The sequence below is a fragment of the Hoeflea ulvae genome (assembly GCF_026619435.1).
Lineage (GTDB): Bacteria > Pseudomonadota > Alphaproteobacteria > Rhizobiales > Rhizobiaceae > Hoeflea > Hoeflea ulvae.
In genome coordinates this window covers 2,319,160-2,339,765 of record NZ_JAOVZQ010000001.1, presented here as the reverse complement: position 1 = coordinate 2,339,765, position 20,606 = coordinate 2,319,160, and the positions used below count along the sequence as shown (strand labels likewise).

General features: G+C 62.1%; 20 protein-coding genes. 13 read left to right on the top strand and 7 right to left on the bottom strand.

Going from position 1 to position 20,606, the window contains the following annotated elements; genetic code table 11:
• The first annotated feature begins 77 nt into the window (after positions 1-77).
• Complete coding sequence (locus tag OEG82_RS11035) at positions 78-1,298, top strand: hypothetical protein (protein WP_267612502.1); 1,221 nt, start codon at positions 78-80, stop codon at positions 1,296-1,298.
• A gap of 194 nt (positions 1,299-1,492) precedes the next feature.
• Positions 1,493-1,654 carry a hypothetical protein gene (locus OEG82_RS11030; protein ID WP_267612501.1) on the top strand — a complete coding sequence of 54 codons (162 nt, stop codon included), beginning with the start codon at positions 1,493-1,495 and terminating at the stop codon, positions 1,652-1,654.
• A 90-nt stretch (positions 1,655-1,744) separates the two neighbouring features.
• Here the strand turns inward: OEG82_RS11030 and aspS are convergent, their stop codons facing one another.
• Positions 1,745-3,532: an aspartate--tRNA ligase gene (aspS, locus tag OEG82_RS11025; protein WP_267612500.1), complete on the bottom strand. Its 1,788-nt coding sequence runs from the start codon at positions 3,530-3,532 to the stop codon at positions 1,745-1,747.
• 234 nt (positions 3,533-3,766) lie between these two features.
• On the opposite strand from aspS, the gene OEG82_RS11020 reads away from it, so the two are divergent.
• Entirely contained in the window at positions 3,767-5,050 is a 1,284-nt protein-coding gene (locus tag OEG82_RS11020) for an MFS transporter (RefSeq protein ID WP_267612499.1), read from the top strand.
• A gap of 15 nt (positions 5,051-5,065) precedes the next feature.
• Entirely contained in the window at positions 5,066-6,211 is a 1,146-nt protein-coding gene (gene rnd / locus OEG82_RS11015; RefSeq protein WP_267614925.1) for a ribonuclease D, read from the top strand.
• 112 nt (positions 6,212-6,323) lie between these two features.
• Here the strand turns inward: rnd and OEG82_RS11010 are convergent, their stop codons facing one another.
• A complete protein-coding gene (locus OEG82_RS11010; protein WP_267612498.1) occupies positions 6,324-7,619 on the bottom strand; it encodes an SAM-dependent methyltransferase in 1,296 nt (431 codons plus the stop codon).
• A 200-nt stretch (positions 7,620-7,819) separates the two neighbouring features.
• On the opposite strand from OEG82_RS11010, the gene OEG82_RS11005 reads away from it, so the two are divergent.
• From OEG82_RS11005 to OEG82_RS10980, 6 genes are all read left to right on the top strand, one after another.
• A complete protein-coding gene (locus tag OEG82_RS11005) occupies positions 7,820-8,458 on the top strand; it encodes a TetR/AcrR family transcriptional regulator (protein WP_425497581.1) in 639 nt (212 codons plus the stop codon).
• Positions 8,455-8,880, top strand: coding sequence for a VOC family protein (locus OEG82_RS11000; protein ID WP_267612496.1), 426 nt, complete (start codon positions 8,455-8,457; stop codon positions 8,878-8,880). Before OEG82_RS11005 ends, OEG82_RS11000 begins: the two co-directional genes overlap by 4 nt.
• Before the next feature lie 27 nt (positions 8,881-8,907).
• Positions 8,908-9,603 carry a DUF899 domain-containing protein gene (locus OEG82_RS10995; protein ID WP_267612495.1) on the top strand — a complete coding sequence of 232 codons (696 nt, stop codon included), beginning with the start codon at positions 8,908-8,910 and terminating at the stop codon, positions 9,601-9,603.
• Positions 9,604-9,725: 122 nt separating this feature from the next.
• Positions 9,726-9,956 carry a DUF4287 domain-containing protein gene (locus OEG82_RS10990; RefSeq protein WP_267612494.1) on the top strand — a complete coding sequence of 77 codons (231 nt, stop codon included), beginning with the start codon at positions 9,726-9,728 and terminating at the stop codon, positions 9,954-9,956.
• Positions 9,957-9,978: 22 nt separating this feature from the next.
• Positions 9,979-10,905 carry a VOC family protein gene (locus tag OEG82_RS10985; protein WP_267612493.1) on the top strand — a complete coding sequence of 309 codons (927 nt, stop codon included), beginning with the start codon at positions 9,979-9,981 and terminating at the stop codon, positions 10,903-10,905.
• Positions 10,906-10,923: 18 nt separating this feature from the next.
• Positions 10,924-11,277: a DUF1428 domain-containing protein gene (locus tag OEG82_RS10980; protein WP_267612492.1), complete on the top strand. Its 354-nt coding sequence runs from the start codon at positions 10,924-10,926 to the stop codon at positions 11,275-11,277.
• A gap of 375 nt (positions 11,278-11,652) precedes the next feature.
• Here OEG82_RS10980 and OEG82_RS10975 read toward each other — a convergent pair whose 3' ends face one another.
• From OEG82_RS10975 to OEG82_RS10955, 5 genes are all read right to left on the bottom strand, one after another.
• Positions 11,653-13,179: a Ppx/GppA phosphatase family protein gene (locus OEG82_RS10975; RefSeq protein ID WP_267612491.1), complete on the bottom strand. Its 1,527-nt coding sequence runs from the start codon at positions 13,177-13,179 to the stop codon at positions 11,653-11,655.
• Positions 13,180-13,375: 196 nt separating this feature from the next.
• The gene (locus tag OEG82_RS10970) at positions 13,376-15,565 is read right to left on the bottom strand and encodes an RNA degradosome polyphosphate kinase (protein WP_425497641.1); all 2,190 of its coding nucleotides are present in this window, start codon (positions 15,563-15,565) and stop codon (positions 13,376-13,378) included.
• Between the two features lie 103 nt (positions 15,566-15,668).
• Positions 15,669-16,376, bottom strand: coding sequence for a DnaA regulatory inactivator HdaA (gene hdaA, locus OEG82_RS10965; RefSeq protein WP_267612490.1), 708 nt, complete (start codon positions 16,374-16,376; stop codon positions 15,669-15,671).
• Entirely contained in the window at positions 16,373-17,494 is a 1,122-nt protein-coding gene (locus OEG82_RS10960) for an AI-2E family transporter (protein WP_267612489.1), read from the bottom strand. The genes hdaA and OEG82_RS10960 overlap by 4 nt, the downstream gene beginning before the upstream one ends.
• A 45-nt stretch (positions 17,495-17,539) precedes the next feature.
• Entirely contained in the window at positions 17,540-18,085 is a 546-nt protein-coding gene (locus tag OEG82_RS10955) for a CDP-alcohol phosphatidyltransferase family protein (protein WP_267612488.1), read from the bottom strand.
• 201 nt (positions 18,086-18,286) lie between these two features.
• Between OEG82_RS10955 and purM the strand changes: the two genes are divergently transcribed.
• From purM to OEG82_RS10940, 3 genes are all read left to right on the top strand, one after another.
• Complete coding sequence (gene purM, locus OEG82_RS10950; RefSeq protein WP_267612487.1) at positions 18,287-19,357, top strand: phosphoribosylformylglycinamidine cyclo-ligase; 1,071 nt, start codon at positions 18,287-18,289, stop codon at positions 19,355-19,357.
• Complete coding sequence (gene purN, locus OEG82_RS10945) at positions 19,354-19,986, top strand: phosphoribosylglycinamide formyltransferase (RefSeq protein ID WP_267612486.1); 633 nt, start codon at positions 19,354-19,356, stop codon at positions 19,984-19,986. Before purM ends, purN begins: the two co-directional genes overlap by 4 nt.
• A gap of 66 nt (positions 19,987-20,052) precedes the next feature.
• Complete coding sequence (locus OEG82_RS10940; RefSeq protein WP_267612485.1) at positions 20,053-20,463, top strand: hypothetical protein; 411 nt, start codon at positions 20,053-20,055, stop codon at positions 20,461-20,463.
• Positions 20,464-20,606: the final 143 nt, after the last annotated feature.

Below are 20,606 nucleotides of genomic sequence, written 5' to 3'. Positions count from 1 at the left end.
ACCAAACTAACGTTTCACGCGAATTCGTGCACACCTCCCGGCAAGCCGCATCCGCCCGGCCATCAAAGGACAGTCAAATGAATTTCCATCCCCGCTTCATGCAAAAGCTAATTGTGTCCTCTGTTTTGGGCTCCCTCGCCGTGTCAGGTCCGGCGCTGGCGCTGGACGCGGATGATTTCGCCACCAAGGTCGCCGCGATAGCCAGCCAGGGCGGCGTGAAGGTGAGCTTTGCATCGGTGGAGCCGGATGGCGACACGATCGTGTTGAAATCGGCGCGCGTCCAGTCCCCCGGCGAGGCGGCGGTCGACATCGGCGACCTCACCTTCAACGGGGTCAAGGATGAAAATGACGGCAGCTATCATGTCGATCAGATGCAATTCGATGACGTCAACATCACCGGGGACGGCATCAGCGTCTCGGTTGTCGACATCGAGCTGTCCGGTTTGACGGTTCCCGCGGATCCGGTCTATGAAACGATCGCCGACGTTACCTTTTACGAAGGCTTCTCGACGGGCCGGATCGTGGTCGACAAAGGCGGCAAGGAGATCTTCTCCATGACCGGGGTGGACCTGGATGTCGACCGCAGCGACGATGATTCCCGTGTCAGCTTGCTGATGAACGGCTCCGGCATGTCCATCGATCTCAGCGAGATCAGGAACCCCAAGGCCAAGCAGGCGCTTTCGGCGCTGGGCTACACAACCGTGACCGGCGACGTCACATTCGACGGCATATGGGATGTGGAACCGGGCACGTTCAACCTGCGCGAATATTCCCTCAGCCTCGACGATATCGGCCGCCTGGCCATGTCGATGGAAATCTCCGGCTACACGATGGAATTCATCAGGGCGATGCAGCAGGCACAGAACGCCGCCGCTGCCAATCCCGACCCGGAAGCCGCGCAGCAGGCCCTGGGGTTTGCCATGCTGGGCATGCTGCAGCAACTCAGCTTCAACTCAGCCGCCATCCGCTTTGATGACGACTCGGTGACCGAAAAGGCGCTGGACTTTGCCGGCAAGGGCCAGGGCATTTCCGGCGACCAGATGCGCATGGCGATCAAGGGCATGATGCCGCTGATGCTGGGGCAACTGGGCCTGCCCGCCCTGCAACAGCAGATTTCCGCCGCCGCCAATGTCTATCTCGACGATCCCGGCAGCATCACCATCTCGGCCCGGCCTGCCTCGCCGGTGGCGGTGCCGGTGATCATGGGTGCGGGCATGGGCGATCCGAAATCGCTGGTGGACCTGCTCAATGTGCAGGTCACCGCCAATGATCCGGTCGAGGTCTGCTGCAATGAATAGCGGGCGGCAGGCGCTTGGCTGTTTCCATCCGGTTCGGGCTGCGGCGCTTCGCCGCCGCCGCAAAGCGCTGTATTGCGGTGCGGGCGATGTTGCTTGTTGGCGGCTGCGGGCGCAGGATGAGACCAGACACTGAGTGATTTGGCGCGCCCCTTCGCACCAGTCACCACCCTCGCACCCGCATCGGAATTCCCCGCATGATTCGCTACAAAGCCACACCGGAAAAGAAGCCGGCGGAAACGCCTGCCGCCAAGACTGCCAAGACCGCAGCCAAGGCCCCGACCAAAACAAAAGCTGCTGCAGCGCCGAAGAAAGACCTGCTCGACATTGAGCCGGACACCACCGACGACAAGGATTGAGAGACACTTCGGACCTGCCGAAACCTCAAGAAAAAGCCCGGGAAGCATCAGTTTACCCGGGCTTTTTGATGATTTGATTCCGGATGAGCCCTATTCAGGCTTGGGCGGAATCGGGCGGATCGAAAGATCGCGCAACTGCGCCGGCGAAGCCGGGCTCGGAGCGCCCATCAAAAGATCCTGGGCCTGCTGGTTCATCGGGAACAGCGCCACTTCGCGCAGGTTCTTGGCGCCGACGATGAGCATGATCACCCGGTCGACCCCGGCCGCCATGCCGCCATGTGGCGGTGCGCCATACTGGAAGGCGCGGTAGAGGCCGCCGAAGCGTTCCTCGACATCGGTCTGGCTGAGACCCACCTTCTCGAAGGCCTTGACCATCAGCTCCGGCGACTGGTTCCGGATCGAGCCCGAAGCGATTTCGAAGCCGTTGCAGACCAGGTCATACTGGTAGGCCTTCAACGACAGCGGATCCTGGGTCTCGAGCGCTTCCATGCCGCCCTGCGGCATCGAGAACGGGTTGTGGGCAAATTCCACCTTCTTGGCGTCCTCGTCCCATTCGTAGAACGGGAAGTCGACGATCCAGCAGAGCTCAAAACGGTCTTCGTCAACCAGGTTGAGTTCCTCGCCTGCGCGGGTGCGGGCGTCGCCGGCAAAGCGGGCGAACTTGGCCGGGTCGCCGGCTGCGAAGAAGCAGGCGTCGCCGTCTTCCAGGCCCATCTGGATGCGGATCGCCTCGGTGCGCTCCGGTCCGATGTTCTTGGCGATCGGGCCGGCGCCTTCGATGGTGTCGCCTTCCTTGCGCCAGAAGATATAGCCCAGGCCGGGCTGGCCCTGGCCTTGCGCCCAGGAATTCATCCGGTCGCAGAATGCGCGGGAGCCACCGGTCTTGGCCGGAATTGCCCAGACCTCGACCTTGGGGTTGTTGGCGATCATGCCGGCGAAGACCTTGAAGCCGGAACCGGCGAAATGCTCGGTCACCGACTGCATCTCGATCGGGTTTCTGAGATCGGGCTTGTCGGAGCCGTATTTGCGAATGGCCTCGGCATGCGGGATACGGCGGAAATTCTGGGTCACCGGCTTGCCTTCGGCAAATTCCTCGAAGACGCCGCGCATCACCGGCTCCATCGTGTCCCAGACATCTTCCTGGGTGACAAAGCTCATTTCGAGGTCGAGCTGGTAGAATTCGCCCGGCAGGCGGTCGGCGCGCGGGTCTTCATCGCGGAAGCACGGGGCGATCTGGAAATAACGGTCGAAGCCCGCCACCATCAGCAACTGCTTGTACTGCTGCGGCGCCTGCGGCAGAGCGTAGAACTGGCCGGGATGAATGCGGCTCGGCACCAGGAAGTCGCGCGCGCCTTCGGGCGAGGACGCGGTCAGGATCGGCGTCGCATATTCGGCAAAGCCGATATCCGTCATCCGCTTGCGCATGTCGGCGATCACCTTGGTGCGGGTGACGATGTTCTTGTGCAGGGTCTCGCGGCGCAGATCGAGGAAGCGGTATTTGAGGCGAACATCTTCGGGATATTCGGGCTCGCCGAAGACCGGCAGCGGCAGTTCCTTGGCCGCGGACAGAACTTCGATTTCCTGGGCGAAGACCTCGATCTCGCCGGTGCCGAGATTGGCGTTGATGGTGTCGGCCATGCGTTCCTTGACCACGCCGTCGATGCGGATCACCCACTCGCCGCGAACCTTTTCAGCGGTCTTGAAGGCCGGCGAATCCGGATCGGCGACGATCTGGGTCAGGCCGTAATGGTCACGCAGGTCGATAAACAGCAGACCGCCATGGTCGCGGACACGGTGCACCCAGCCCGAAAGACGAACGGTGGCGCCGGTGTCGCTCTTGCGAAGCGCGGCGCAGGTATGGGAACGGTAGGGATGCATGGCATATCCTCGATGGCTGGGACCAATGGGTGGAATCGGCGGATTGGCGGAGTGCAAAAAGAGGTTCGCATCGCCGCCTCGGCGCACGGTAAAAATCGCGCGGAAAAGCGCATGACCCACCCTCTTTGTCAAGGTGAAACGGCGCAATCGCACTGTGCATTGGCGGGATTTCGCCACGACGGGCAGGCAAATCCGGTGTAGGACTCGGGTTCCTGTTTCTCGTATCGGCCCGTCATGCATTCGCTTCGTCCGCTCATTCCGCTTTTGACAACCGCAGGCGTGCTGCTGGCCGGCAATGGCCTGCAGGGCACGCTGATCAGCCTGCGCGGCTCGGCGGAAGGGTTTTCGCCCACCGTCATCGGACTTGCCGGGGCCGGCTATTATTTCGGTTTCATCATCGGCTGCTGGATGACGCCCTGGCTGCTGCGGACCACCGGCCACATTCGCGCCTTTGCCGCCATGGCCGCACTTGCAGCCTGCGCCTCGCTTGCCATGGTGATGGTGATTGACCCGTTCTTCTGGTTCCTGATGCGGCTGGTCACCGGGCTCTGCTTCGCCTCGCTGTTTGCCAATGTGGAAAGCTGGATCAACGCGCAGATCACCAACACAAACCGGGCCAGAACCCTGGCGATCTACCGGTTTGTCGATCTGGGCGCCGTCACCGCCTCGCAATATCTGCTGCCGATCTTCGGTATTGGCGGCTTCGAGATCTTTGCGGTGATGACCATGCTGATCATCCTGTCGATCGTGCCGGTGTCATTGGCGGATCGCTCCAACCCTGCCCCGCCTGCACCGTTTTCCTTCAGCCCGAAACGGTTGTGGCTGGTCTCGCCGCTGGCCTCGGCCGGCGCCATCACGGTGGGCCTGACCACGGCCTCGTTCCGCTCGGTGGGGCCACTCTATGCTGAAAGCCTGGGCTTGCAGGTCTCCGACATCGCCTCCTTCATGAGTGCGGGCATCATTGGCGGCATCATGCTGCAATATCCGCTCGGCTATCTCTCCGACAAGATCGGCCGCCGCTCGGTGCTGCTGATGGCCACCACCGGATCGACCCTGTGCGGGTTGTTCATGGTCTGGTTCGCGGGCAGCGATGTGGCGCTCAACCTCGCCGGCATATTCCTGTGGGGGGCGTTTACCATGCCGCTCTACTCGCTGTCGGCGGCGCATGCCAATGACCGGGCCAAGGATGGTGAATTCGTGCAGATCGCCTCGGGCCTGATGTTCTTCTGGGCCATCGGCGCCTCGATTGGCCCGCTCCTGTCGGCGGTGCTGGTCGACTGGCTTGGGCCGGTGGCGTTTTTCGCCTTCATCTGCGCCATGCATGGCGCCTTCGTCGTCTACACCATCGTGCGGATCATCCGCGGAGCGCCCGACGAACCCGACCGCGGCCGTTTCACCGGATTGCTGCGCACCTCCCCGGTTTTTGCGCGCATGGCGGCACAGCCGCTGCGCCGAAAGCCGGCCCCGGATGATCCAAATGCGATTCCAGGGCAAGACAAACCGGAAAAATCCCGCTAAAGGCCAATCATGGACATGATTACAACGACCGAGGCGCTTGCCGCCTTTTGCGCCCGCCTTGCCAGCCACGACTTTGTCACTGTTGACACCGAGTTCCTGCGTGAGACCACCTATTGGCCCGAGCTCTGCCTGATCCAGATGGCAGGTCCGGACGATGAAGGTATCGTCGACCCTCAGGCGGAAGGGATTGATCTCAAACCATTTTTCGACCTGATGGCAGATGCGTCGGTGATCAAGGTGTTCCACGCCGCGCGCCAGGACATCGAAATCGTGGTCAAGCTCGGCGATCTTGTTCCGCATCCGATTTTCGACACCCAGGTGGCCGCCATGGTCTGCGGTTTCGGCGAATCAATTTCCTATGACCAGCTGGTCTCGCGGATCACCGGCGCACCGATCGACAAGTCCTCGCGGTTCACCGACTGGAGCCGCCGGCCGCTCAGCGACAAGCAGCTCGATTATGCGCTCGCCGACGTCACCCACCTGCGCGATGTCTATCTCGAGCTTGTCTCGCGGCTGGAAGCGGAAAACCGCGCCCACTGGCTGACCGACGAAATGGCCATTCTCGAATCGCGCGCCACCTATGAGGTCGAGCCCGAAAATGCCTGGCGGCGGCTGAAGATGCGGGTGAAGAAGCCCGCCGAGCTGTGCGTGCTGCAGCATGTGGCAGCCTGGCGCGAACGCGAAGCCAAGGCGCGCAACGTGCCGCGCGGCCGGGTGATCAAGGACGAAGCGATCTACGAGATCGCGCAACAGCAGCCGCAGGACAGCGAGGCGCTGTCGCGGCTCAGGACCATTCCGCGCGGCTGGGAGCGCTCGCAACAAGGCGCCACGATCGTCGAGATCGTCAAGGAAGCGCTGGAAACGCCAAAGGACGAGATGCCGCGGCTGCCGCGCCAGAGACAGGCGCCCGAGGGTGCTCAGGCGGCGGTGGAACTGTTGCGGGTGCTTTTGAAGCTGACGGTCGAAAAAGAGAATGTTGCCGCCAAGATCATCGCCACCTCCGATGATCTCGAAGCCATTGCCATTGACGGCGAAGCTGCCGATGTCGGTGCGCTGAAAGGCTGGCGCCGGGAACTGTTCGGCGACCGCGCGCTCAAGCTCATTCGCGGTGAAGTGGCGCTCCGCTTCGCCGACAAGAAGGTCGAAGCGGTAGAGCTTTAAAGCGTGTTCCGAAAAGTGGGAACCGGTTTTCGTGAAAAAACACGCGTCAAGACAAAAACCTAAAGCACATTGCATGAATACGATTGAATGCAACGTGCTTTAGGGCTTCCGCCTATCGGTACAAATCAGCCCGGGTCGGCGGCAGTCCCGCCGGTCCGCGACGGACCTTGGTTGTCACAGTCTGGTAGAGCCGCACGGTGTTGCGCTCAAACGCAATCGAACAGCCGCCGAGATAGACCAGCCACAGCCGTGTCTTGACCTCGCCGACCTCGGCCACTGCCGCGTCGTAATTGGCCAGCAGCCGGTCATGCCAGAGCTTGCAGGTGCGCTGGTAATGCTCGCGCCAGTTCTCGACATCATGCACCTCGAAGCCATGCTGCTCCAGGTTCATCACCGTGTTGCCGATGTGATCGAGCTCGCCGCCGGGGAAAATGTATTTGGTCAGCAGCGCAAACTCCTTGTTCTTCTTGCGGAAGGTCTTGGCGTCCTTCTTGGCGGGCCGGGTGATGGCGTGATGCAGATAGATACCGCCGGGCTTGAGCACCCTGGCAATGGTTGAATAATAGGTCGGGTAGTTGTCGATGCCGATGGCTTCATGCATGCCGATCGATGAGATCTTGTCGAATTCGCCCTCCACCTTGGCATAATCGAGCAGCACGAAATCGACCCGGTCCGACAGCCCGAGCTTTTCGGCCCTGGCCGTGGCAAATTCCAGCTGCCGCTCGGACAGGGTAACGCCGGTGACATGCACGCCGAAATTGGCCGCCGCATAGAGCGCCAGCGAGCCCCAGCCAAAGCCGATGTCGAGCATCCTGTCGCCCGGCTGCAGCCGCAGCTTGCGGCAGATCATCTCCAGCTTGTCGCGCTGCATCTGGTCAATGTCATTGTCCCACAGGGTGCAGTAACCGCAGGTGTAGACCATCTGCTCGTCGAGGAAGAGCTGGTAGAACGCGTTGGAGACATCGTAGTGGTAGGCGATGTTCTTCTGGTTTTCCTCGGCATTGCCGTCGGACGGTTTCTCGTCGGGTTGATCGCTCAGCGGCCATGGTCCACCCTTGCCGACAAACATGAATTTGCGCAGCGTGTTGAAAACGAGAAACTTGCTGAGCTGCGCCCGGATCTGCCGGGTGCGGACCTTGGGCCGGCGTGCGACCAGATCGAACATGTCGCCATTTTCAAAATCGATGCGCCTGGACACCCAGAGATTGAGCAGGGTTTCGGGATTGGGAGAGCGCATCAGCGCCGCAACCAGGCCTTCGTCGGCCAGAACAATCGTAAAGCCGCCGGGCTCGGCGCTTTCGGGCACGGTGGAGCCGTCCCAGAGCCTGAATGCGATGTCGAGTTCCAGAACCTTGCGCGCATGAGCCAGGAGTTTGCGGAAACTTTTCAGACGGCCCTTGGCGCTCATCGACACTTGCTCCTCAAAATACCATCGCCCGGGCGACAGCGAACCGGCTCTGGGTCCGGTCTTCAATCAGTTCGCCCCCTTGTAGGCCACCTGCCCGCCAAGGCAACCTCGAATGCCACAGAACCCTTGTTACGCAAGCCGGTGCAAAGCCTCTTGCCAACATACCAACCAGTCGGTATGTTGGTGCAAATCTGGAGCCGATGATGACCGACCGCGAGACCGCCCCACCGCCGCAATCCGCCCGCGACAAATTGTTGGCCGCGGGTTTTGCCGTGATCCGGTCCAAGGGCTATTCCGGCACGAGCGTTGACGAGCTCTGCGCCGCAGCCGGGGTGACCAAGGGCGCGTTCTTTCATCACTTCAAGAGCAAGGAAGCGCTGGGCGTTGCCGCTGCCGAATACTGGTCGGAATTCACCAGTGAACTGTTTGCCGCGGCGCCCTATCACGACCACGCCGATCCGCTCGACCGGGTGCTGGGCTATATCGATTTCCGCCGCCAATTGCTGGCCGGAGAATTGCCGGACTACACCTGCCTGGTCGGCACCATGGTGCAGGAGACCTATCTGACAGCGCCGGCGATCCGTGACGCCTGCCATGCCTCCATTGCCGGCCATGCGCACACGCTGGCGCCCGACATCCAGGCGGCGATGGACGCGCGCGGCATGAGCGATGCCGGGTGGACCGCCGAGAGCCTGGCGCTGCACACCCAGGCTGTGCTGCAGGGTGCATTCATCCTCGCCAAGGCAGAGGATTCCATGTCGGTCGCCATCGACAGTGTCGCGCATCTCAAGCGTTACGTGACGCTGTTGTTCAACCAGCCAGAGGAGAAAGCCGCATGAGCAGTCCTTCCGATTACAAGCGCCTGATGCGAGGCGTGATCCCCTACGTCACCGTCGAGGGTGCCGACAAGGCCATCGAGTTCTACACCCGTGCCTTCGGCGCCGTGCTGCGTGGCGAGGTGGCCCGCAGCGAGGACGGCCGGGTGCTCAATGCCAGCATCGAAATCAATGACGGCATGGTGATGATGATGGACCCCTTCCCCGATCACGGAAGCGCCCCCTCGTCGGGCAGCAATTTTCTGCTGCAACTGGTGATCGCCGATGGAGATCTCTGGTGGGACCGCGCGGTCGGGGCCGGATGCGAGGTGCTCTCACCGCTCAAGCTTGAATTCTGGGGCGACCGGTTCGGCCGCGTCCACGACCCGTTCGGACTGGAATGGGCCTTCAACGAACCAGCAATCGAGAAGCAACGGGCCGGTTGAGCACCGGTCATTTCAAGGGAGGATGACATGAACAGGATTGTCGACGAGGCCGAATGGATGGAGGCCCATGCGCGCCAACTGGCACAGGAAAAGGCCGCCACCGAGGCATTGGACCGCATTGCCGCCGATCGCCGGAGGCTGCCATGGCTCAGGGTGAAAACGGACTACCGCTTCACCGGCCCGGCCGGAGACACCGATCTTGAAGGTCTGTTCGAGGGCCGCAGCCAGCTGATCGTCTATCATCACATGCTCAAGCCGGCCGACCCTGCGCCGTGCGCCGGCTGCAGCATGTTCGGCGATCACATTCCGCATTTGGCCCATCTCAATGCCCGCGACGTGACACTCGCCTTCGTTGCCCGGGCTCCGTCGCCGGAAATCGAACGCTACAAGCGGCGCATGGGCTGGAGCATGCCGTTCTACCAGAGCATTGACAGCTTCGGCGATGATTTCGGAATCGACCGAGGTTTCGGCCTCAATGTCTTCCTGCGCACGGACGACGGCATCATGCGGACCTACTACACCAGCTACCGTGGCGTGGAGACGCTGGGCACGCCGATGGCGCTGCTCGACATCACCCCCTATGGCCGGCAGGAGACCTGGCAGGATGCGCCAGAGGGCGTGCCTCAGGACGCGCCCTATCAATGGTGGCGGCGCCACGACGAATATGATGCGCAGCCATCCGCGCCGAGTGCCGCGCGCCGGCTTGCACGAGCGCAGGCCTGACAGAAGGGGTGGGCGCAGAACCAGGCCAAAGCCGATGCGGCACCGAACTTCGACACCATCACACCCGTCACGCCGCCGCTGGTCCTGCGTGGCACGGAACACCAACCTCGAGGAGCACAAGCATGAGTTTTCAGGCCTATCTTGATACCATCAAGGCAAAAACGGGAAAGACCCCGGACCAGCTCCGCCAGCTCGCGGAAACCCGCGGTCTGCTCGAAGACGGCAAGGTCGCAAAGGGAGTGAAGGCCGGTGACGTGGTCGCATGGCTGAAACAGGATTTTGATCTCGGCCGGGGCCACGCCATGGCGATCTGGGCGCTGTTTACCAACATCAAGCAGATGCCGGCCAAGTAGCCAGGCTAACGGGAGGACTATCATGGGAAAACCCAACGGAGATTCCAGGCAGATCATCACCCCCTTCATCTGGTTTGACAGCCAGGCCGAGGAGGCAGCGATGTTTTACACCAGCCTTTTTGCAGACAGCCGCATCACTCACTTGAGCCACTACGGCGAGGAAGGCCGCGAGGTGCACGGCCAGCCGGCAGGCAAGGTGATGGTGGCGGGTTTCGAACTCGCCGGCCGGCGCTTTTCCGGCCTCAATGGCGGACCGGCCTTCAAGCCGACCCCGTCCATCTCGCTGTTCGTCGAATTCGACACCGAAGCCGAGGTCAAGGCCCTGTGGGCCGCGCTCAGCGACGGCGGCTCGGAGCTGATGCCGCTCGACAGCTATCCGTGGAGCGATTGCTATGGCTGGCTCAATGACCGCTACGGCGTGTCCTGGCAGATCATGCTGCGCAGGCAACCAGGCAACGGCCCGGCGATCACACCGGCGCTGATGTTTACCGAGGGCATTTACGGCCGCGCCGCAGAGGCGATCGCGCTCTACACGCACACCTTCCCCGGGTCCGCGACAGGGCCGGTGCAATATCGCGACGCGGCGGAGGGCGAGCACGCGGCCACGGTGCTGTTTGGCCGTTTCACCCTGTTCGGTCAGGACTTCATCATCATGGACGGTCCTGGATCACACGGGTTCGGCTTCACCGAAGGCGTGTCGCTGATGGTGTCTTGCGAGACCCAGGCCGAGATCGACCGCTACTGGGACGAGCTTACGGCAGAGGGTGGACAGGAGAGCCGGTGCGGCTGGCTGAAAGACAGGTTCGGCGTCTCCTGGCAAATCACCCCGACCGTCATGGAGCGGCTGATGGCGTCCAATGATCAGGCCACAGCCGACCGGTTGATGAAAGCAATGCTGACCATGGGCAAATTCGATATCGCCGCACTGGAAGCGGCAGCCAGAGGTTAAACCAGAGAGGAGAGTAGCATGGCATATGTGAGCGGGTTCATGGCGGCGGTGCCGAATGACAAAAAGCAGGATTATCTCGATATGGCCAATATCGCAGCTGCGATATTCAAGGATCACGGCGCCACCCAGGTGGTCGAGGCATGGGGCGACGACGTCCCTGACGGTAAACTGACCTCGATGCCGTTGGCGGTCCAGGCCAAAGACAACGAAACCGTGGTCTTCTCCTGGGTCTGGTGGCCCGACAAGGCAACCCAGACGGCAGGCATGGAAAAGGTGATGAAGGATTCGCGGATGAACTACGATCCGGCAACCATGCCGTTTGACGGCAAGCGCATGATCTACGGCGGTTTCGAGGTCATTCTTGACGTTTAGGATCAAGTGCAAAGCCTTTTGGGCCTTGCCATCCCGGGATGCGGCTACCCCTCCAGGCCCTATCCCGGGATGATGATGCCTTACGGAACTATCATTTTGTCTGCGGCCTCATAAAAACTTTGAGCGCTGGCCCTTGCAATGGGGAAAGGATACCCCATATTGAGATTAACAAAGAAATTTGTCTCCACCCTGACCACGGATGTACTGGCAGTGTGTGTTGAGGCAAGTCAGGAAGGTCGGTGCGAATTTCGCCCGGCCTTTTTCTTTGTCCAGTCGCCGGAAGCAGTGCCCTCACCAGCAGCGTCGGACAGCCCCCCAAGCATTGTGATCAGCAGACCAGCGAGTGTTGGCTCAAACCGACGCAAAGACCGGGTTTCAGCCGACCCGAAAACCGAGACGCTTGCCGGTCAGCTTGGCGAGTTGCTGCAACCGGCCTTCCAGCCGCTCGCCGACAAAGGCCTCGCAGGAGCGCGGCACCAGCAGGACGATATCGACATCGCCATCGGCGGGTTCGGCCGGTGCGAAGGAAAGCTGCGGCACCATTCCCGGCATCGAGGCTGAAAACAGATAGACCACGCGCAACATGCCGCCGAGCAATTTGGCATAATCGAGATATTTTGGACCGGCAATGGCGGCGAGACCAGAGGACGCGCCGTCCTCGTTGAGGCCTTCAAAGCGGAAATAATTGGCCAGCGCGATATAGGCGCGCCCACCATGGGTGATGCCGGTGAAGGTGCCGTGGGCGATGATGTTGAGCGCCTGCAGGCCGCGGTAATCGGGATGGGCACGCCAGGAAATGTCGGCCATCAGGCATGCGGCCTGACGGTAACGCGCATCCTCCTCGGTTTCATGCACGCCGAAGACAGGGAACATGCGCCCGGTCCAGGCGGCCAGTTCGCGGGCATGCTCGGGCGAGCGGGCGCGCAGTATCGCCAGTTCACCGGCGGCGGTCAGCAGCGGGTCGCGCGCCGCTTCCGCCGGGCCCAGCAGGGAATAGAGATAGCCCTCGCGCACACCGAGCGCCGAAAAGCTGACCCGCGCAGCCTTCATGGCAATCAGCGTCTCTTGCAGCGCCACCGCGCCATAGGGCAACAGGCCGCGGCGGTTTCTCGAGATCGCCTTGATCGCATTGATCTTGGATTGCTTCATCGCAGCGACTTCGCCCAGAAAGTCGATCGCCGGCTGGGCATTGATCTCGTAGGCCTGCATCATGTGCAGCGGATAGTTGTTTATCTCCATGTGCAGCTTGGCGATGTTACGCCATGTGCCGCCCACCGCATAGAAGGTCCGCCCTGCCCCGCCGCTCAGCACCGGCGATTTCGCCAGTTCGCGCTTGACGATGACGCGGGCCTTGGAAATCGAATTTCCGGACATTTCCGACAGGCGCAGACCGCCAAGCGGCAAGGTTTGCTCGCCCGAATGGGTGGTGTTGCTGACGTCGACGAGTTCAAGCGACCCACCGCCAAGGTCGCCGGCAATGCCATCGGGCCGGAAATAGCCCGAGATCACGCCCAGTGCCGAGAACCGGGCTTCCTCTTCGCCGGTCAGCAGCCGGATGCGGCAGCCCAGAATCGCTTCCGCATCGGCAACGAAAGCGGCGCCGTTTTCGGCCTCGCGGGCAGCCGCCGTGGCCAGAACATGCATTTCAGAAGCGCGGGCCTGCTCGGAGAGGGCGCGGAACCGCTTGAGCGCGGCCAGCGCGCGGGCAATGCCGGCATCATCCATCCGCCCGGTGGCCACCAGACCCTTGCCCAGACCGCACAGAACCTTCTCGTTGAACAGCACCGACGGCGCCCGGCTGAGCCCCTCGTAAATGACAAGGCGAACCGAGTTGGAGCCGATATCGACAACGGACACAGGATGAATACCTGGCAAACGCCCCTGGGCTTCCGATTCCACCATTGCTACGTGCACTTCGCGGTTTGGACGACCCGTTCGGCGCGAGCCAAAAGCGGGTTCAGGGACAACAGGCTTGCGTGTTTATATATTGATCGGCGCCAATCCGGAACCCGCTAAACCTTGCACTTGACTGCTCTGTCCACAGGACTGACGGGCCGATCCGCCCGGCCCGGGCCCCGGCCAGCACAGGCGTCCTGCCTCACCGCTTGCTGCGTGTCGTGCGGGCCAATCGGTCGGCGATCAGCTTCGGGGCATTGGATTTGAGCGCCTCTCCGCGGCCCGACAGGCTCGGGTTGGTCATGAAATAGACCTGCGCATTGAAGGGCTCCTCGCCCTTGCCGGGTTCGATCCGGCGCGAAGTGCCGTCGGGCAGGATTTCGTAACTCTGCTGGTTGTCGATCATGTTGCCCAGCATGATTTGCGAGAGCACCTGTTCATGCACGGTCTTGTTGACGATCGGCACCAGGGTTTCGACCCGCCGGTCGAGATTGCGCGGCATCAGATCGGCCGAGCCGATATAGACCAGCGCTTCCGAGGATGGCAGGCCGTGGCCATTGCCGAAACAGTAGATGCGGCTGTGTTCGAGGAACCGGCCGACGATAGACTTGACGTGAATGTGCTCGGAAAGCCCGGGAACCTGCGGTCGCAGGCAGCAGATGCCGCGCACCACCAGGTCGATCTCGACGCCAGCCTGGCTGGCACGATACAGCGCGTCGATGATTTCGGGATCGACCAGCGAGTTCATCTTCATCCACACCGCTGCCGGCTTGTGCGCGGCGGCGTGGGCGATTTCAGCCTCGATGTTTTCGAGAATCCGGGTTCGCAGATTGAGCGGCGACACCGCCAGTTTCAACAGCCCCTCCGGCTCGCCGTAACCGGTGATGAAATTGAACACATGGGCCATGTCGCGGGCGATCAGCGGATCGCAGGTGAAATAGGACAGATCGGTGTAGATCTTGGCGGTGACCGGGTGGTAATTGCCGGTGCCCAGGTGGCAATAGGACACCAGCTTGCCCTCCTCGCGCCTGACAATCAGCGACATCTTGGCGTGGGTCTTGAGCTCGAGGAAGCCGAAAACCACCTGCACGCCGGCACGCTCCAAATCGCGGGCCCAGCGGATATTGGCCTCCTCGTCGAAGCGGGCCTTGAGTTCGACCAGCGCGGTCACGGATTTTCCGGCCTCGGCGGCATCGACCAATGCGCGGACGATCGGGCTGTCATTGGAGGTCCGGTACAGCGTCTGCTTGATCGCCAGCACATCGGGATCTCGCGCGGCCTGAAACAGGAACTGGACCACCGCGTCAAAAGATTCATACGGGTGGTGAACCACCAGGTCCTTTTCCCGGATGGCGGCAAAGGTGTCGCCCATATGCTCGCGGATGCGTTCGGGAAACCGGGCGTTGTACGGCTCGAACTTGAGATCGTCGCGTGGCGCCTTGGTGATCTCGGACAATGTGTTGAGCGCCAGCAGGCCCGGCAGCACCGCGATGCGGTTTTCGGCAACATTGGTCTCGTGCACCACGAATTCCCGCAGGCTTTGCGGCAGTTCCGAATCGAACTCGATGCGGATGACCGAGCCGCGACGGCGGCGCTTGAGCGCGCTTTCAAACAGCCGGACCAGATCCTCGGCCTCTTCCTCCACCTCGATATCGGAATCACGGATGATGCGGAATGTGCCGGAGCCGCGCACCTCGTATCCGGGATAGAGCGAGCTGATGAACAGGCTCACCACATCTTCGAGCGTGATGTAGCGGATGGCGCCGTCCAGGTCGGGCAGTCGCAGAAAGCGGTTGAGCGCAACCGGCAGGCGGATCAGCGCCGTCATCGGCTCGTTGGCGGCCTTGGACGCAAGCTGCAGGCAGATGGAAAATCCAAGATTGGGAATGAACGGGAACGGGTGCGCCGGATCGATCGCAAGCGGGGTGAGCACCGGGAAGATGGATTGCAGGAACTCGTCCTCAAGCCAGACCATGTCCGCCGCGGTCAGGACCGAGGGGCGCACGATATAGATGTTCTCGGCGGCCAGATTTTGCTGCAGGATCGCCAGTGACGCCTGTTGCTCAAGCTGCAGCCCGTCGATCTCGTCAAGAATCTGATCAAGCTGTTCATTCGGTGACAGCCCATCGGCCGAGCGATTGGTGATGCCTTCGCGCACCTGCCCTTCAAGTCCGGCGACGCGAACCATGAAGAACTCGTCGAGATTGGCGGCCGATATCGACAGGAACCGCACCCGCTCGAGCAACGGATGGCTGACATTGAGCGTCTCGTCGAGAACACGGCGGTTGAATTGCAGCCAGGAAAACTCGCGGTTGATGAAGCGGTCGGGGCTGTCGAGGAGATCGAGCGCGGGCGCTGCTTCCGGTACGGGATCGATGCCGGCTCCGCTCATCTCCGCGCTTCCACCGTTCATCTCGACGCCCTCAAACTCTTCCATGCCCAACTCCAACGCCCTGCTTCAGGTTGTCACCCTCTATAGCACAAGAACGAAGGAACTATGACAGTTCGATGTCGTCCTGACTTCCATCCATCTCGGCCATCACTTCGGCGGCCATGGCCCGGGTGATCTTCGACCCGCGGGCCAGCGAAAGCTGGTCGAGCCGGGTGACAATGGCATGCGCGGCGGCCAGCGAGCGTTCCATCCGCGCAACAAGCCAGGTGATGATCCGGTCATCGACGGCCACCTGTCGGTCGGCAAACAGTTTGACCAGCACCTGGGCCAGCAGTTCCTCATCGGGCTCGGCGATCTCGACCACGGTCGCAGCCTTCAGCCGCGAGGCCAGATCCGGCAATGTGACGCTCCAGCCGGCAGGCCAGAGCCGGGTGGTGATCAGCGCCGCGGTGCCATGCTCGCGGACGGTGTTGATGAGATGAAACAATGTGGTCTGATCAAAGCCCTGCCGGTCGATATCCTCGATCAGCACCGGTCCCTGAGCCGCAAGTTCGAGCACCATCGGGTCTGGCTTGACGAGGCTCACCGCTGTGGCGCCGACGCGGGAAGCCCAGATCGCGGCGAGATGGGATTTCCCCGACCCGGTCGGTCCGGCGAGAATCACCACCGGTGAGGGCCAGTCGGGCCAGCGGTCGACAATCGCCACCGCCGCGTTGAGACGGTCCGACACGATCAGCGCGTCGCGGCTGGTTGCCGGGTCGTGGTTGAATTCCAGCGGCAATTGCCGAGTGAAGGGCGGCTTGGGCATCATTCAGGCGCAGCCCCGGTTTCCACACCCGGCCGCTCCGGGCGCTGGTGGCCATGATAGAGGTCACTGTCGAGATAGCGGGAAATGGCAAACCGCACCAGCACGCCGACGGACGCCGCCGCCGGCACCGCGATCATCATGCCGACAAAGCCGAACAGCGCCCCGAAGGCGAACAGGGCGAACATCAGCCAGACCGGATGCAGCCCCACCGACTTGCCGACCAGCCGCGGCTGCAGGATGTTGCCTTCGAAGAACTGCCCCACCGCAAAGACCGCGACGACTGCGCCGATCATGACGAAATCCGGCCAGAACTGAACGATGGCGACAATCAGCGCCAGCACCAGTCCGACCAGCGAGCCGACATAGGGAATGAAGCTGATCAGGCCAGCAAACAGGCCGATCAGCAGACCGAAATTGAGCCCGACGATCGACAAGCCGATGGCATAGATAAGCCCGAGGATCAGACAGACACTGCCCTGCCCGCGCACGAAACCGGCAATCGAGCGGTCGATCTGCTTGGCCAGCGACCGCACTGTGTCGACATGGTCGCGCGGCACCCAGCTGTCGACCTTTTCAACCATGTGGTCCCAGTCGAGCAGGAGATAGAACGCCACCACGGGAGTCACCACGAACAGCGCGGCGATGTCGAGAATGGCCATGCCGGAATTCCAGATCTGCTGGAATATGGTGCCGACAAAGCCAGCGCCTTCCTTCAACAGGGCGGCAAAGCTCTCCTTGATCTGGGCAAGCTGGCCGCTGATCCAGTCGGGCAGCAGGGTCGATTCCGAAGTCAGCAATGTCTGAAGCTGGGAAATATAGCCCGGAATGCGCCCGCCCAGATCGGCAGCCTGTGTGACCAGGACCGGAATCAGCACGACCAGCGAGATCGCGAAGATGCCGACAAAGGCAACCAGGATCACCAGCGTCGCCATCAGCCGCGACAGGCCGCGGCGCTCAAACCAGTCGGCCACCGGATCAAGGAAATAGGCCAGCGCCATGCCGGCGATGAAAGGCAGCAGGATGGAGCTGAACACCATCAGAAAGCCGACAAAGACAGCGAAGGCCAGCAACCAGAAGAAGATCTGCCGCCGCAGCGCCGATCGGTCGATTTTCATTGTCATGATCACCTCTTGCCGACGCTTCAACGCCTTGTGTTCAACGGCATTCTAATCGGAATTTGCCTCACCGGCCATGTGCCTGAGCCAGGGGACGAGATAGGCGGTCGCCGAAGCGATGGTCAAGCCCGCGACCGCATAGATCATCCATCCGATCACAGCGTCAAGATCGGCCAGGCCGGCGAGATCGGCCAGCACCAGGATGAGCAGCAGGATCTGGAACATGGTGTTGGCCTTGGACACCATCAGCGGGCGTATCTGGACCGGGTTGTCCATCAGGCTCGACAGCACCACCGCGCCGATGATGAGCCCGTCGCGGGACACGGCCAGGATGACCAGCCAGGTCGGCAGCACGGCGAGCCATCCCAGCACGACGAAGACGCTGACCAGCAGGAACTTGTCGGCGATCGGGTCGAGCCAGGCGCCGAGCTCTGACGTCTGGTCGAACTGGCGGGCAATGAAACCATCAATGCCGTCCGACACGCCCGCCAGCACGAACAGCACAAGGGCTGCCAGCATGTGACCGTCGATCATCACGAGAACGATCAGCGGAACCATGAGGAAGCGGGCAATGGTGATGTAATTGGGCAATGTCATTGGCGGCACAGTATCCTGAGTGGCCCGGATATGGCGATTGAATAGCGCTTTTCCAACAGCCTTGCCGCCAATCAGGGCAAATTCACCCGGTTATCCCGTTTTTGTCACCCTGCGCCGCCTGCCCCGACTTGCGGAATTGCCAACAAAATGTCATTTCCGGCGCATCCGAAGCTCCTTAGACACCCAGGAGGCGAAGCCACCATGGCGGATCCGAAAAACGGCCTCACCTATGCCCAGGCAGGCGTCGACATCGATGCCGGCAACGAGATGGTCAACCGCATCAAGCCGCTGGTGCGCTCGACGCGGCGTCCCGGCGCGGATGGCGAAATCGGCGGCTTCGGCGGCCTGTTCGACCTCAAGGCGGCCGGATTTACTGACCCGGTGCTGGTGGCGGCCAATGACGGTGTCGGCACAAAGCTCAAGGTGGCGATCGAAGCCGGCCTGCATGACACCGTCGGCATCGACCTCGTCGCCATGTGCGTCAACGACTTGGTTGTCCAGGGCGCCGAGCCATTGTTCTTTCTCGATTACTTCGCCACCGGCAAACTCGACCCGGACCAGGGCGCAGCGATTGTCAGCGGCATCGCCGGGGGCTGCCTGCTGTCGGGCTGCGCGCTGATCGGCGGGGAAACCGCCGAAATGCCCGGCATGTACCGCGATGGCGACTATGATCTGGCCGGATTTGCCGTGGGCGCCGCCGAACGCGGCCAGTTGCTGCCCGCCGGCGAGATTTCCGAGGGCGACGTCGTTCTGGGCCTGACCTCTTCCGGCGTCCACTCCAACGGCTATTCGCTGGTGCGCCGCATTGTCGAGCTGAGCGGTCTCGGCTACGACGCGCCGGCCCCCTTCGACCCATCGGTCAGCCTTGGCGCCGCGCTGCTGGAGCCGACCCGCATCTATGTCAAATCGCTGCTTGCCGTGATCCGGTCCACCGGCGCGATCCAGGCTCTGGCCCACATCACCGGCGGCGGATTTCCGGAAAACCTGCCGCGCGTGCTGCCGCAGGGGCTTGCCGCCGAGGTCGATCTCGACGCCATTTCCGCACCGGCGGTGTTTTCATGGATCGCCAAGACCGGCGGCGTCGCGCCGCAGGAAATGCTGCGCACCTTCAATTGCGGCATCGGCATGATCGCCGTGGTCCGGGCGACGGACGCCGACCAGGTGACGCGCGCGCTTGAGGCCGAGGGCGAAAGCGTGGTCCGGCTCGGACGGCTGATCGCCCGCGCGGAAGGCGCGCCGGGCGTCACCTATACGGGAACCCTGGCGCTGTGAGCGACAAGACCAAAGTCCCTGTCGCGGTGCTGATTTCCGGCCGCGGATCGAATATGGGCGCGCTGATCGCCGCATCGCTGGAGAAAAACTATCCGGCTAAAATCGTGCTGGTGATTTCCGACAAGCCGGACGCCAAGGGCCTCGAACACGCCCGCGACTTCGGCATCGAGGCCGTGGCCATTCCGCGCTCCGACTATGACAGCAAGCCCGACCATGAGGCCGCCGTGAGCGCCGCCATCGCCGCCTCGGGCGCGCAGATCATTGCCCTGGCCGGCTATATGCGGCTGCTGTCGGGCGAGTTCGTCCAGCGCTATTCGGGGCGGATGATCAATATCCATCCCTCCCTGCTTCCGGCATTTCCCGGCCTTGCAACCCACAGCCGGGCGCTGTCGGCGGGCTGCCGGGTGCATGGCTGCACCGTCCATTTTGTCACCGAGGCGATGGATGAAGGGCCGATCATCGAGCAGGAAGCCGTGCGGGTGGCCCATGACGACACGCCCGACACGCTGTCCCAGCGCGTGCTCGAAGCCGAACACCGGATCTACCCCAAGGCACTGGCCATGCTGGCCCGGGGCGATGTCCGCATGAGCCGCGACGGGCGGGCGCTGTTCAAGGACAGCATTACTTAAGTAAACCAGCCCCGCAAAGTCTTCATCTTCGTTATCGGCGCGGCTCGTGAACCGGGCCGGCGACTGATGACCGGGCTGGACAAGGCCGCGCGCCGGTCGGGGGTTCCCGCCAGATCCACCGGGTTTCCGGCAACCACCTTCATCCGCTTCGATCATGAGCGGGAGGCCGATTGCGACCGCGCCATGCGGCTGTTTTGCAACGGCATGCTCGACTACTGGCATCTGATCACGCCGGCCCATCGCCGGTTTATCTGCGCGGCCATGACCGAAGCAGACATTGACGGAACCGTTCGCGCCGCGGAAGCGACTTTGGTGGAAATGAGCGGGATGATTTGTACCGCCCTGCCCGCGGCATCTCGCGGTGAGAGCCTTCATTGCTTTTCAATGGCAACACGCAGGATCCGCTCCAGCATCTCCACCTTCGCTTGCCTGCCTGAATGGAATTCGTCACGGCCTTGCTTGCAGGCTCAGGTCTAACACCTGATACGGAAGATCCGATTTATCTATACCGGCGAACTGGATAGCGAAGATTCAGACTCCGATTGCGAAGAATGGCGAGGAGTTGTAATTCCATATCTAGCGCCGGTGGTGACTGGCTCTCGTTAACCTCAGATTTCATC